The 12603-nt window shown below is 39.9% G+C and carries 13 protein-coding genes; 5 read left to right on the top strand and 8 right to left on the bottom strand.

The window, feature by feature from the left end; all coding sequences use genetic code 11:
• Positions 1-23 precede the first annotated feature (23 nt).
• Together C2M30_RS00835 and C2M30_RS00830 are read right to left on the bottom strand one after the other, a co-directional pair.
• Positions 24-257, bottom strand: a complete 234-nt coding sequence (locus C2M30_RS00835; protein WP_010562230.1) for a hypothetical protein — start codon at positions 255-257, stop codon at positions 24-26.
• An 81-nt stretch (positions 258-338) separates the two neighbouring features.
• Positions 339-776 (bottom strand): PaaI family thioesterase, encoded by a 438-nt coding sequence (locus C2M30_RS00830; RefSeq protein ID WP_010562231.1) that lies wholly within the window; start codon positions 774-776, stop codon positions 339-341.
• Positions 777-892: 116 nt separating this feature from the next.
• Between C2M30_RS00830 and C2M30_RS00825 the strand changes: the two genes are divergently transcribed.
• Positions 893-1663, top strand: coding sequence for a hypothetical protein (locus C2M30_RS00825; RefSeq protein ID WP_010562232.1), 771 nt, complete (start codon positions 893-895; stop codon positions 1661-1663).
• A 56-nt stretch (positions 1664-1719) separates the two neighbouring features.
• Here C2M30_RS00825 and C2M30_RS00820 read toward each other — a convergent pair whose 3' ends face one another.
• Complete coding sequence (locus C2M30_RS00820; RefSeq protein WP_054980505.1) at positions 1720-1950, bottom strand: hypothetical protein; 231 nt, start codon at positions 1948-1950, stop codon at positions 1720-1722.
• Between the two features lie 159 nt (positions 1951-2109).
• On the opposite strand from C2M30_RS00820, the gene msrA reads away from it, so the two are divergent.
• Positions 2110-3354 (top strand): peptide-methionine (S)-S-oxide reductase MsrA, encoded by a 1245-nt coding sequence (msrA, locus tag C2M30_RS00815; protein WP_105170334.1) that lies wholly within the window; start codon positions 2110-2112, stop codon positions 3352-3354.
• A 9-nt stretch (positions 3355-3363) separates the two neighbouring features.
• Here msrA and C2M30_RS00810 read toward each other — a convergent pair whose 3' ends face one another.
• Positions 3364-4053 carry a DNA-3-methyladenine glycosylase I gene (locus C2M30_RS00810; protein ID WP_105170333.1) on the bottom strand — a complete coding sequence of 230 codons (690 nt, stop codon included), beginning with the start codon at positions 4051-4053 and terminating at the stop codon, positions 3364-3366.
• Positions 4054-4288: 235 nt separating this feature from the next.
• On the opposite strand from C2M30_RS00810, the gene C2M30_RS00805 reads away from it, so the two are divergent.
• The gene (locus tag C2M30_RS00805) at positions 4289-4756 is read left to right on the top strand and encodes a GNAT family N-acetyltransferase (RefSeq protein ID WP_105170332.1); all 468 of its coding nucleotides are present in this window, start codon (positions 4289-4291) and stop codon (positions 4754-4756) included.
• Here C2M30_RS00805 and C2M30_RS00800 read toward each other — a convergent pair.
• Positions 4739-5569, bottom strand: coding sequence for a LysR family transcriptional regulator (locus tag C2M30_RS00800; RefSeq protein ID WP_105170331.1), 831 nt, complete (start codon positions 5567-5569; stop codon positions 4739-4741). The genes C2M30_RS00805 and C2M30_RS00800 overlap by 18 nt on opposite strands.
• Positions 5570-5681: 112 nt before the next feature.
• On the opposite strand from C2M30_RS00800, the gene C2M30_RS00795 reads away from it, so the two are divergent.
• Positions 5682-6335 (top strand): glutathione S-transferase family protein, encoded by a 654-nt coding sequence (locus C2M30_RS00795; RefSeq protein WP_105170330.1) that lies wholly within the window; start codon positions 5682-5684, stop codon positions 6333-6335.
• A 44-nt stretch (positions 6336-6379) separates the two neighbouring features.
• On the opposite strand, the gene C2M30_RS00790 is transcribed toward C2M30_RS00795, so the two are convergent.
• Together C2M30_RS00790 and C2M30_RS00785 are read right to left on the bottom strand one after the other, a co-directional pair.
• Positions 6380-8518 (bottom strand): S9 family peptidase, encoded by a 2139-nt coding sequence (locus C2M30_RS00790; RefSeq protein ID WP_105170329.1) that lies wholly within the window; start codon positions 8516-8518, stop codon positions 6380-6382.
• A 110-nt stretch (positions 8519-8628) separates the two neighbouring features.
• Entirely contained in the window at positions 8629-9057 is a 429-nt protein-coding gene (locus C2M30_RS00785) for an Lrp/AsnC family transcriptional regulator (RefSeq protein WP_105170377.1), read from the bottom strand.
• A 155-nt stretch (positions 9058-9212) separates the two neighbouring features.
• On the opposite strand from C2M30_RS00785, the gene yjeH reads away from it, so the two are divergent.
• Entirely contained in the window at positions 9213-10460 is a 1248-nt protein-coding gene (gene yjeH / locus C2M30_RS00780; RefSeq protein WP_105170328.1) for an L-methionine/branched-chain amino acid transporter, read from the top strand.
• Between the two features lie 2 nt (positions 10461-10462).
• Here the strand turns inward: yjeH and C2M30_RS00775 are convergent, their stop codons facing one another.
• On the bottom strand, positions 10463-11962 hold the full coding sequence (locus C2M30_RS00775; protein ID WP_158683285.1) for a hypothetical protein: 1500 nt from the start codon (positions 11960-11962) through the stop codon (positions 10463-10465).
• Between the last annotated feature and the right edge of the window lie 641 nt (positions 11963-12603).

Below are 12603 nucleotides of genomic sequence, written 5' to 3'. Positions count from 1 at the left end.
TAATAATCTGCTGAGCTAACCTGTTAACCACTCTTTTTTCTTTGTTCCGCGGTAACCCAAATAAAAGTAAGGTACATTTTGGTTGGCAAAGATAAGATTAATCCAAGGGCATAACACCCTCCGCCAATCATCATGCCGGAGATACCCATACTTTGCTCAATATGCGCGACATTTATCAAATAATATCCAAGTCCTATTAAGCATAATCCAAGCACAATAACTACTTTAAGCAGCGTAATTAACGATTTTTCACTCATTTGCATATACCTCTGGCTAAGGTATATGCCAGCGCTAGATAAAATACCAGCGCTAAAACGCGGTTACTAGATGTAGATCAACTATCGTCGCTCAACCACCGCTGCGGTCATTCTTGAAATACAGGTAAGCTCACCGGCTTGGTTGGTAATTTTAACTTCCCACACAGAGGTACGTTTACCTAAGTGAACAGCTTTTGCTGTGGCATACACCATACCTTTGCGCGCCGCTTTAATATGATTCGCATTGATTTCTTGGCCTACGCAGTAGTACTTATCGGTATCTACAACAAAGTTTGCCGCGTAGCTTGCTACTGTTTCAGCTAGCACAACATTCGCGCCTCCGTGCAGCATACCAATAGGGTTGTGGTGATCAGGTGTAACTGGCATGCTAGCAACAAGATAATCGTCGCCAACTTCACATATTTCAATCCCTAACGTTTTCATTAAACTGCCTTTGCCATGCAAACCTTCATCTAGCTTATCGCATAACGCTTTATCTATTTCTTTATACCAAATCATTTATTGTTCCCTCGTATACAAAGCTAGGTACTTTTACAATCTCTAACAATTTCAAACAGGTCTGAACTTATCAATAGGTAGTTATTTCATTATCCTACTGTCAAAAAGGAATTAACATGAAAAAACTACTGCCTTTAGCCCTTTTATTTGCCTGCAATAGTGGCTTAGCAAGCGACACGATTCAACATCAAATCGATTTTGGTGTATCTGACCTTTATGACTTTGATGATAATTTTGTTGGGATTGCTTATACCTACGCCTTTGAAGATCTGGCATCGGCAAGTGGTCCTCACAATATTAAAACCTATCTAAATAGAATCAATACCCTCTCGACGCGAGCACTCGTACTGGATGATTTTTATGATATTGACGTCGAATACACACATTATTTCGACAATGCGTTGGTTGTTCGCTCTAACGTAGAGTATGCAAAAGATAACGATTTTAATAATGAATATTTAATGCTTAATGGCGAACTCGGTAACAATATCACCACTAATTTGCAGCTAGGTGTTGGCGTAACTTACTTATATCGTAACGAATCCGATGTTTTTGGTGTGCAAGACTCAAGTAATAACTGGCGATTAACCCCATATGTGCGCTATACCAAAATTGAACAAGGGCAAGGCTGGGATTTTGTATTTAAACAAATATCGGGGAAAGAAGATTATTATCAAGGACGGGCAGATTATTATATCAATGAGAATTGGTTTATTGGTATTCAAGCGCTGGCGCAAACCAATGAACTCGATAATAACAATTTTGAAGTGCAAACTCAGTATTGGTTTAATGAACACTTTTCATTTAACTTTGGTTTAGGTGCGGGGTTTGGAGATGATAGTTCAGGTTTAGACTCAGTGACCTTGCTGATGACTTCACGCTTTTAATTTAGAGTGCGCTTAACTTTATCAACGCGCACTCTAAAAGAGTTAATTTAGTAAAACTAATTGTTAGAGAAGCGATCATATTGCTTAGGTAACTCGTGCTGCTTTTCCTCGGCGCTAATATAAACAGTACTTTCAACTACTTTCCAAGAGCCCGTTGCGGTGTCGATTTCCCAATCGGTATGCGTTTCTAATTCGGTAATCGGAGTGTAAGTAACATCCATCGTCGCATTACAACCTGCTAAGGTTAGTGCAGATAAACCAAGTGCTATTGAGATTAATTTTTTCATGTTTCCCCCTTGTTGTTGCGATAAAGCATAAAACAATTTATCACTATCACTTTCACTAATTGATAAACGGCTAATCTAAATGTTGAGCGGCTGTGAATATAAACAAGGCGATCTCAGGTCTATGTATTTACGTAGTATAAAGTTTAACAAGGCGCCGATATGAACTACCTAATTTGCTTTAGCTTATTCTTACTAAGCTTTACCAATTCTGCACAAGAGCGTAAACCACAAACCAATCACATAGATTCAATCGTGCTTGGTTCGGGCTGCTTTTGGGGCGCAGAGAAACGCTATGAAGCACTTGATGGCGTAATTGATGCAGTGAGTGGCTATGCGGATGGCAGCGGCTTTAAAGCAACCTACCGTAATATCATTAAAAAAAGTAACAAGTACAACCCTAATAACTATGCCGAAGTCGTTAAAGTCACTTTTAATCGTAATGAAATTAGTCTAGAGCAAATTTTACAGCATTTTTATGAGCACCATGATCCGACACAGGTGAACCGTCAAGGTAACGATGTCGGCACACAATATCGCTCAACTATTTTATATAATTCAGAGCAACAAAAAACGCTCGCAATGGCGGTTACTAAACAATTCCAATCTCTACTTAGTCAGGCTGGTTTCGGCAAAATAGCCACCAGCATTAAGCCACTTGATACCTTTTATGCTGCGGAAGAATATCACCAAGATTACCTAGCCAAAAACCCTAATGGCTACTGCCCTGATTTGCGAACTGGTGTGACATTTAACCAACAAAAAATTGCCAAAAGTGACAATAGCGCATTACTAGAGGGTAAACAGATTTTAGTTATTGATGCACCTTTCTGTCCGTATTGTGAAAAATTTAAATCTGAGACAGCAACAGGTTATGCAGGGTCAATTCCGCTTACATTCAGAACAGCCGACCAACTTCATGACCTTGAAATTAAAACGCCTACATGGGCAACCCCCACCATTATTTTGTTAGAGCAAGGCAAAGAAGTATTTGCACGCCAAGGCTATGTGTCTCGCGATGAATTTTACAAAATAGTAGGGGCATTTAAACTGGGAAAAGGTGAAGCGTTTAATGTGGCATTTAATAAAGGCACCGATAACCGCTATTGCAAACAATATGAGATTTTTAAAAACACGCCGGATGGCGTATTTATCGATAAGCTAAGTGGCGCTAAGTTATTTGATACGCGTGACCGCTTTAACTCTAACAGTGGCTGGCTTTCATTCACCAAACCGGTTAAAGGTGCAGTATATGAAAAACCAGACCATAGCTTTGGCATGGTGCGTACTGAAATTCGTGCCGTTGAGTCAGACATTCATTTAGGCCATGTGTTTGATGATGGCCCAAATGGTCAACTGCGTTACTGCATCAATGCAACCGTATTAGAATTTGTGCCGCGTAGTTAACTTATTGTGTTAGCTAATACCGACTACATTGTCACCGCAGCTATATGAAATTATTTGGCTAACCTCTTGATAACTTAAGCCACTTTGCTGTTGCAATTCATTAAAGAAAGTTTGAATTGCAACCAACGACTTTTTAGTTTGTAAACCGCCATCAATAATCTTATGGCTGCGCAAATAGCTCTCACAATCTCGCGATAACAAAAAGGTATCTTTGCCTAATACACGAAGCGCATAAGGCCCAGTGTTACCACCTAAGCGTGCGCCATGCTTTTTAAGATACTGCCAAAGCCCAATAATGTCGTCACTTGGCCAATCTGCGATAAACTGACTAAAACTACCATGCTGACTTGCAACATCATGGATCATATAGGCATTGGCCTGCACCGTTTGTACTTTTTTATAGTTACGCACAATGCGTTCATCGCTAGCGGCTTTTTCCTGTTGTTCCGGCGACATCATTAGTAATGCCTCAACATCAAAACGCCAAAATACCTCTTCAAAGCCAGGCCACTTTTTCTCAATAACCGACCAATAAAATCCACTTTGAAAAATCTTTTTGGTAAATTCAGATAACCAAGCTGAATCTGGCAACTCTGCTATGCGCTTATTACTCACTGGTTTTGACAGCAACGCCTTTAATTGACGCTCACCGCCCTTTCGCTCGACTGCGCGAAGATAGATATCGTTAAACTTTTCCATAAATTACTGGCTTTAGAAAATTTGAACTAGCTTAACCCCAGTGCAAATTTAGATGCAAGACCAGTGCTAAAGAAAAGAGCACAGCTTGCACCAAAAAGTGGCATTTCCTATCGCTTTTCGTTTCTCAGGTTCAATCAAAAAATAATTCACCAATAGATTCAATTTATTACAAATAAAAAAAGATTGGCATATTAGATGAATATGCGTGACTGGATTATTTAACAGAAGACCTTACATGCACATTAAAATTGATGATTTATCCAGCCCCGCTGTGATTGCTCTGTTACAAGAACATTTAGATGATATGTACGCAACATCACCCGCTGAGAGTGTTCATGCACTTGACCTTAACGAACTTAAAAAAAGCAATATCACTTTTTTCAGCGCATGGCGTGATGATACCTTGCTTGGCTGTATTGCAATAAAACAGCTTTGCCCAAACCACGCTGAAATAAAGTCAATGCGCACCGCAAAGTACGCCCGTGGAGGCGGCGTCGCGTCACGCTTACTGCAACACACAATTGAGCTAGCAATTGATAAAGCCTATTTGTCACTTAGCCTTGAAACCGGCACGCAAGAGTACTTTTGTGCTGCACGCAATTTATATCTAAAGTTTGGATTTAATATCTGTGGTCCTTTCGCTGATTATCAAGAAGATCCACACAGCACGTTTATGACATTGCAGCTAAACACTGTTGCCTAGTTGCAACAGCTCAGTTTGAGAAATTTTGCTATTGGTATGCACGTTACTAATTAGCACAATACTAATATCAGGTAAGGCGGGTAAGTGCGTATTTTTCAGTTCTGTTAGCTCGCCGATACTTAAGCGCGCCATAGCACCAATTGCCATGCCTTGTTTTATCAACCCTTGCATCGCAGCAACACTGCCACTCATGGCAATCAACTTAAATTGCGTTCCCTGCTTGTGCAGGCCTTCAATTGCTGCGTGATGAAAACGGCAATCTTGCTGAAATGTAACCAGGGGCAAAGGCGTTTGCTCTAGTATTTTACAATCACCATTACTTACCCATACACCACTATCTTTAGCAATAATAATACCCTCTTCACTATCAAATGAGCGTGTTACTATGCCTAAATCGAGTTCACCATTGTCGAGCTGCTGTCGAATAATATTACTTGGTAAACAACGTATTTGTAGATCTAAACTTGGCCACAACTGATGCATTTTTTTTACTACGCTTGGCAAAATAGCATCGGCGTAATCATCAGGGCAACCTAACCGAATGCGTAACTTATTACGGTCCGTTTTAACGGCATTTAATGTGCTGTCGTAATGTGCAATAAGTTGTTTTGCATAACCAACAAGTTGATGCCCATCTTTTGACAAAATGAGATTGCGACCATTTTTTTCAAACAGCACCTTACCTAAATCCTGCTCGAGTTTTTTCATCTGCATACTAACTGCCGACTGAGTGCGATTAACCTGTTTAGCAGCGCGCGTTATGCTTCCAGTGTCGACAAATGCAAGTAAACTTTTAAGCGCATCAATTTCCATAACACATCAATTTAACTGATAGATAGTATAAGAATTATGCGCTATTCGATGCATAAATAACACGATAAATTATTGGCAAATAAACTAACTACCTAATTGAGAGTAACGCTAGATGGATTTATATATCGCCAATAAAAACTATTCGAGCTGGTCACTAAGAGCCTGGCTTGTAATGAAAAAATTCAATTTAATTTTCACTGAACACAACTTAAAATTAGAGACACCAAGTTTTAGCGATACCCTTGCCACCATTGCTCCCATCGCTAAAGTGCCTGTGTTAGTTGATGGTAGTACAACCATATGGGATTCGCTTGCAATCTGCGAATACATCAATGAAGCTTATTTATCTAATAAAGGTTGGCCAAGTGATCCGCAGCAACGTGCAAAAGCTCGGGCATTAGCGGCAGAAATGCATGCTGGTTTTAACTCATTACGCAATCAGTTACCTATGAATATACGCGCTAAGCGCAAAGTGGAACTGACAGCACAAAGCCAAAATGACATTGCGCGCATTGAGCAGATTTTTAGTGAACAACACACACTGTTTCAACATCAAGGCGGTTGGCTATTTGGTGATTGGGGAATTGTTGATGCCATGTTTGCGCCTATCGCGCTGCGTTTTAAAACCTATGGCATTTCATTAAATGCTCCTGCAACGGCTTATATGCACAAAGTATTGAGCTGTTCTGTACTTGCCGAGTGGGTAGATCTGGCTTTGCAGGAAACTGAGATTGTTCAAATGGATGAAGCGGGCGAAGAAATATAACTTAGCTTAATAAAAAAGGGGCTTTCGCCCCTTTAATATGTGTATTACTGCTCTAGTAAATCAATGAAGAACGCATACTCTAATGCAGTATCGTTTATGCGCTTAAAGCGACCTGATGCACCACCGTGACCTGCTTCCATATCCGTTTTGAATAGTAGTAGGTTATCGTTCGTCTTATATTCACGCAACTTAGCAACCCACTTCATAGGTTCAAAGTACTGTACTTGCGAGTCATGTAAGCCAGTCGTTACTAACAGGTTTGGATACGCTTGACGCTTAACCTGATCGTAAGGTGAGTAACTTAACATGTAGTCATAGTACGCTTTTTCATTCGGGTTCCCCCACTCATCATACTCGTTTGTAGTCAGTGGAATTGATTCATCAAGCATAGTGGTAACCACATCGACAAATGGTACGTGAGAAGCAACACCGCGATATAATTCTGGCGCTTGGTTAATCACAGCCCCCATTAATAAACCACCGGCACTGCCACCAACCGCAAATACTTTATCTTTTGCACCGTAACCTTGCTCTACAAGCGCTTTGGTTACGTCAACAAAGTCGTTGAAGGTATTTTTCTTGGTGAGTTTTTTACCATCTTCATACCAAGGGCGACCTAGCATTTGAGAGCCTCGAATATGGGCAATGGCGTAAACAAAACCACGATCAAGCAGGCTTAAACGTGACGTTGAGAAAGTCGGGTCGAAGGTTGCACCATACGAGCCATAGCCATATTGGTAAAGCGGGTTAGTGCCATCTTTTTTAAACTTATCTTTATGATAAACCAGCGATACAGGTACTTTTTTACCATCGCGTGCCGTTACCATAATGCGTTCAGATACATAGTTATCAGAGTTAAAGTCACCTAATACTTTCTGTTCTTTTAGTACAGTTTTCTTACCGTCTTCTAACGTATATTCAATTACACTAGAAGGCGTTGTCATACTGGTGTAATACAAACGAACAGATTCATTATCAAGTTCATTGTTACCGTACATACCTGCAGCAAATGCAGTATCTTTAAAGTCCAGGTTAAACTCTTTGCCTGAGTCTAGCTTACGCACAGTGACATTCGTTAAACCATTCTCACGCTCTTGATAAACTAAGTGATTATCAAATAACGTAATATCTTCAAGTTTTACGTTATCACGCGCAGGGATAACTTCTTGCCAATGCGCCTTATCACCTACTTTACTTGCATCAACTTTCATTAAACGAAAGTTAACCGCATCTAGGTTAGTAGTAATGTAAAAATCGTTATTTAACTTAGCAATACTGTATTCGTGTTTGTCTTCACGGGGAATAAAACGCGTTGGCTTCGCCTTAGCGTCGTTCGCATCGATAATTGATACACCGCGTGCTTCAGTACTTGAATGGTGAATGTAAACTAAACTGCTGTCTTTACTCTTACTAATATAAGTGTAGTAAGCTTTGTTTTTCTCTTCATACACTAGCTCATCACTGCTTTGGTCCGTTCCCAGCACATGGCGGTAAACCTGATAACCAAGCAAGGTTTGCGGGTCTTTTTTGATGTAGTACAAGAAGGTGTTGTCGTTACCCCAAACAATATTGCCTGAAGTACCTTCAATTTCATCTTTTAAGTATTCGCCTGTAGTTAAGTCTTTTATGCGAATAGTGTAAATACGACGACTTAATGTATCTTCGCCATACGCCAGTAAATTATCGTTTTCACTTACAGTTAGCGTGCTAACACTAAAATAATCGTGTGCTTTTGCCAATTCGTTAACATCTAACAGTACTTGCTTATCAGTACCTGCTAAATCTTTTGCGCGCGTATATACGCTATATTCATTATCACCGCTTACTTCACTACCGTAAAAGTAATCGCCCTGTTTGACTGGTACAGATTGATCATCTTTAACAATGCGACCTTTGATCTCGTCAAATAATTGCGCTTGTAGTGCTTCAGTATGTTTTAATTTTTGTTCTGTATAACTATTTTCAGCTTCTAAATGCGCTAGAATTTCAGGATCTTTGCGCTCATCGTCACGCATCCAATAATAATTATCAACGCGTGTGTTACCGTGGTGCGTCATTTCAAATGGCACCTTTTTGGCGATAGGCGCCGCAATATCAGTTTTGTTGTTGTTTTGAGTGTTATTGCAAGCGCTAAGCACTAATAGTGAGAGTGCACTTAGTGTGATTGGTTTTAATGCTTTCATAAATATTCCCTTTGTATTTAACCTTCCCATGCTAACCCAGTAAATTAATTACGACTATAGTTTTGCGTAACGAATTGTAACAACGGTATATAACGATAATTTACGTGTATTTAGCCTAAATTATTAATCCATTCACTCATTACGACATGCGTTTTAATTTTTACGATATCAGGCTCTGCGTCTAAGTATTCTCTAATTTCATGAAGTCGTTGCATCGAATCTGTTTGCACGTAAACCAATAAATCCATGTCGCCAGTAATGCCATGGCACGTTAAAACTTCCGGGATCACCTGAAACACCTTAACAATGTTTGAACAACGCGTACATTGATGCTGAATTTCAAAGTAAGCTGATACACCTGCTTTTTGCGATTCGCTTAGCAAGACTTGATAGCCGCGAATTTGCCCCTGACGCTCTAGTTTTTTAATCCGCTCTGTAACAGCTGAACGCGAGAGGTTTACTGCATCAGCTATCGCCGATACGCTTTGCCTCGCGTTTATTTTTAACTGACCAATAATCGCCTGATCAAATTTATCCATTTGCATACTTAATCACCTAAACCTTCAAAGTGTTTTAATTTTGCAGTAATACCGTCATTTTACCTGCATATCACACACTCTGCCTAGCAACTCAAACAGTTTGAGATAGTAAATATTTCTATACTAGCGCTATTAAAAACTATAAACAAAGCAACATGAAATCAGTTAATACAGGCATTGGACGCTGGCAAGGCGCCGGCATGATGGCAACAACCTTACTCGGTACCGGAGTATTTATACTACCGCAGCTAACCGTCGAAATGTCGGGGAGTAATGCACTATACGCTTGGCTTCTACTGACAGTGGGGTTAATCCCTATTACTTATGTGTTTGGAAAGCTATCGTCACTTTTTCCACATTCAGGCGGCCCTGCTCATTTTGTTGAAAAAGCCTTTGGCAAAACTGCAGGCAGAGTCATTGGCTTAATGTTTTTGTTAGTCGTGCCAATTGGTGCACCCGCAGCCATTATTATGACCTTTCAGTTTGTGCAAGGAATGATAAATATTAGCGGTGTACAATTGTTACTCGCGGAACTCGCTGCGCTTTTATGCCTGTTTTACATCAATCGAAAAGGCATTCATGTTTCTGCAAAACTACAGTTTCTGCTTACCCTGTTAATCACCTTTATTGTCATGTTGTTATTTACTGTCAGCAATGAACAAGTGGTTATGCAATCGAACACAACGCTGAGTTTGGATAGCGATAAAATACTCAGTGCCGCGGGTCTCGCTTTTTGGAGTTTTCTTGGTGTTGAAGCTATGTCACACCTTGCCAATGAGTTTAAAAAGCCGAAGCAAGATGTTATTCCAGCGATGATTATAGGCAGTGTCATTGTTGGCGTGATTTATTTATTATCTACGGTATTAGTTTTGGCCCACCCTAATGATCAAAAGCTGGCGATTATCGGCGTATTTAACCACTATTTCAGTGGCGGTAACTATATCATTGGCATACTTGGTACAGCAGGTGGCCTTGCTACCATCAACGTTTATACAACAAGTCTGGCTAAACTCGTCGCAAGTTTTGCTGAACAAAAAGTATTGCCCAAACCATTAGCATACACAAACCAATATAATGTACCGCAAAGAGCATTGATTTGTGTGCTGAGTATCATGGCAACAGTACTCGTTATAACTTATTTCAGCGGCCAAGATCTGGAAGATTTAATAAACTGGGTAAATGGTGTGTTTGTTATTATCTATATTGCAACCATGTGCTCTGCATGGGTATTACTCGCAGCAAAACACCGTATTACGATTTCGTTAGGGTTTATTGCCTGCATGGCTCTTGCATTTGGCATTGGCGCGCACATGGCTTATGCACTGTTATTAGCTACGGTGTTAATACCTGCGGTAAAATGGCAAAAACGCCGCGGCAGTGTGCAACTCGTTAATAACTGCTAATGCTATAGCATAGCGAGATTACTGTTTTTAGTGGTGCCATCCTTTTTCCAAAAGACTAACGCTGGCACCTGAACTTCCCACACTTCATTAGCATTCCACACATACGGTGGTTGGTAGCGTTGTGTGAACACCACCTCTTCAAGTCCCGAGTTATCACGAGTAGATTCAAAATAAATATTAGTGCTGCGTACCACCAAAACTTCAGTTTGGCTAAGTGATTGTATGTGGTTACGTGTAATTTGTTTTACGTAAGGCTCTTCTGGATTTTTAGGGAATAGAGAAGAAACGATACCTTTTTCAATTTGCTCAGTTTCATGCGAGATAAAATAAACCCCACTCCCAAGTGGGAATCGTCCAACCATACGTAAGAATAGCGCACAAAAATTAGCGTTATACTCACCTTGCTTCATGCCATCTTTTAGAATGTCATATGCGCGATACATATTACGATAATCATATTCCTCTTTGGTAGACAGCATAAACGAAGCATACACCATAGGAATACGCATCAAGTCACGCAGCTCAGGTTCTTGATTATCAAAATCAAGCAACTGAGTCATAAAATCTAACTTGGCATTTTCAATTTCAAAAAACTCATCACGTTCTTCTTTTTTATCAAAACGTCTTTGCGGTAAACCTACCCCCTGACGCAAGTAGAGATATGAGTTTCGTTTAATTCCAGCTAATAACTTATTACGTTGTTCTACATCCAACAGCCTGAATCGGTTACCTTGATAAATTGCTTCAGCATGAGGTGCATAAGAGCCAATATGGCGAAGCAAAGTTGCTTTAACGATGGGTTTAAGCACTTCTTCACGATAAGCCATTTTTTGCTCTTTGGTGAACGGCTTGTAATCATGACGCTGCATTAAGCTGACTTTATCGTATCCGATAATGTCGCTCAGCGCTTGTTTTAAATAAGGTGAAGTAAATTGGTTAAATAGGCGTGCTTCTTCAAACAGCGCAACGGTTAATGCCGTGATATAAATTGGTTTGTTTTTTTCGTTTCGCGTACAACGAACCGTCTCATTAGGTAGCGGCGTTGAAAGTACCATGGTCCCCAAAAACTGACTGAATATTTTAGGCCCATCGAGCAAATCGAGAATATTATCGATTAGCTTTTCCAGTGAAATATAACGCTCACCACGAGCCTTCAAACGCTCGGCTGCAATTTGTTTGATGCGCAGCTCAGCTTCATCGATCTTTTGATGTAGTTTTTCTAAATAACGCTGAGCAGATCGTTGCCCTTTAATAAGCGGATACTTACCTTTTTCTTTGCGGTAGTTTTCGACAATATCGATATGTTCTTGGTAAGCGACGATCTTTTTATTTAATTGCGCAAGTTCCGCTTCGTATTCGTAGTGTTTTTCAAAAAACAGAGACGCCTCTTCCAACATCTTACGATAATCGTATTGGAATTCTGATATTTTCTTCGAGATAGCGCTAGCCATATTTGGGATAGCGGATAACCGATCTGTTTGATACTGAATAAAGCGCTTCATATTCTTATTATTTATGTTTACACACGATGTTAAGCTAATTTATTTTTACTTTTTATTTAAAAAGACACACTTCTTATCGACACAAAAAAGCATTAGTGTAACTAAGTTAACAAAATTAATCAGTTTAACGTGTGACTAAACAACTTCACATATATGTTAATACTACTATATTACGTGAAAATGCAGTAATTAAAACGTCATTTTTACCATAAGCTAGAACAGCAAAATACGTACAGAAATATGTTTACCCTGCAGACTGAGCTTAGATTCAGGATTCAGGGTTCAGGGTTCAGGGTTCAGGGTTCAGGGTTCAGGGTTCAGGGTTCAGGGTTCAGGGTTCAGGGTTCAGGGTTCAGCAATATTCTGAAGTCTAGTTGCTTAATTCTAAATTTTTTTTAATGTCCTAAACGCAAAAAGCCCGCTCATTGAGCGGGCTTTGATGTACATGGATGTACAAATGTCGATAAGCTTCATGGATGAAGGGCTTTTATCGACCTTACTTAATTAGAAGCTTTGCGATGTTCAAGTGCCCACAGCGGTGAAGAGGCACATGGGCGTTCGCCCTATCTTTTCTGGAGTTCAAATGCAAAAAAGCCTCAACATAATGTTGAGGCTTTCTTTAATTAGGAGCTTGGCGATGT

The sequence above is a fragment of the Pseudoalteromonas sp. T1lg24 genome, assembly GCF_002964745.1.
GTDB classification, from domain to species: Bacteria; Pseudomonadota; Gammaproteobacteria; order Enterobacterales; family Alteromonadaceae; genus Pseudoalteromonas; species Pseudoalteromonas spongiae.
The sequence above is the reverse complement of the archived record's forward strand: the minus strand, read 5'-3'. Positions and strand labels throughout refer to the sequence as shown.